Here is a 1,296-nt window from a genome sequence, read left to right on the forward strand (position 1 = left end):
AAAGCGTGCGTATTGCCTGAAAACACAACCCGCTACGGGGGAGACTTACCCGAAATCTGATTTATTCAACAAAGCCCTTTTGCTTTGCCACGGAACGGTCTGCGTTGTCGGGAAGATGCGTGATATGATCCTTCAACTCAGCAAAAGTTCGATTTATTCAACAAAGCCTCCCGTCGATACAAAAGTGATATGGCAGATGATACTTGCGGTGTGTAAAGCTGATTTTCCATGTATTATTAATTATTTTTATTCAAAGGGAACAAAGGACTGAGAATAACGCATAATAGCAACTTGTCATTTTTTTGCACTGCATGTTGGGCAGGAATAATACCTGTCCGGTGCATGTATGAAGGGCTTTTTACATGGCAGGAAATAGTCTTTACAGTCAGCTTCCGGTATCCCGCCGAGAATTTCAACAGCCCTATTGACTTTGGGTGAGTAGTATTCCAGCGTATACCCGCATTTATTAAAAAATCAACAATTATATTAAAATACATTTCTCTTATTGATTCTGTAGGGTTTTACGTGTCATATCCGAAAATGTGAATAGCATTGTTCACAACGACACTTTAGAGCAACATGGCGTATTTTTCACCGAGCCATTTACCTACCCTTTTTTTTGTATTTGTCCCTTTTATCCACTCCAAACTATCGACAACTTTACGACCATGCAGAACTATTATTTGATATTTATTGGCATCAAATTACACTGACTTTATTGCACTTATCAGACTATTTAACTAGCTTACTTCGCTCTTTTTTAAGCCCATTATTCGCATTCTCCTTAACGTATATCTGGTCCTGTTCTGTCGACCGGCAGGAAAAACCACTTCATGTTTTCAGAAAACTTAACTTTAACGAAGCATGCTCGGGCACTGTTATTTTCCATCCTGAGTTAACCTTAATCAAATTACAATATCAAGGATGTGAAGTCTGTTAACTAATATAACATCCAGACATCGCCAAAATAATTTAATCTTCTCACATGAATCTTTAAGAGAAAATTCGAACCGTAAGTTTTTCATATTTCGCATGGGGATGAAACCTTCCAGAACATCAGCCATAATCTCGTAACCCCATGCATATACTTTGTGATCACGTCGTCCGGTAACATAGGTTCTAAACCGGGGAAAGAGAACCACATTTGTCACCTCAACAAAGGCGGACATCTCTGTATCGAGGAGCATCTGAAAAGCGTCATTAGACAGAGCCAAATAATCCCTGACATAAGCCGGTTTAAATCTGGCCAGATTCCATAGATTGACCAGGAAATTCATCTGTATAGAGACGATGTTT

Annotated in this window: 2 pseudogenes; one reads left to right on the forward strand and one right to left on the reverse strand. The window is 39.1% G+C overall.

The features are described from left to right. A pseudogene (locus tag K5R89_RS27080) lies at positions 1-271 on the forward strand (hypothetical protein); the annotation flags it as partial. 634 nt (positions 272-905) lie between these two features. On the opposite strand, the pseudogene K5R89_RS27085 reads toward K5R89_RS27080, so the two are convergent. Then, positions 906-1,296, reverse strand: a pseudogene (locus tag K5R89_RS27085) (hypothetical protein); the annotation flags it as partial.

Origin of the sequence: Klebsiella sp. TF21-TM (assembly GCF_019753495.1) — a bacterium.
Classification (GTDB): Bacteria; Pseudomonadota; Gammaproteobacteria; order Enterobacterales; family Enterobacteriaceae; genus Klebsiella; species Klebsiella quasipneumoniae.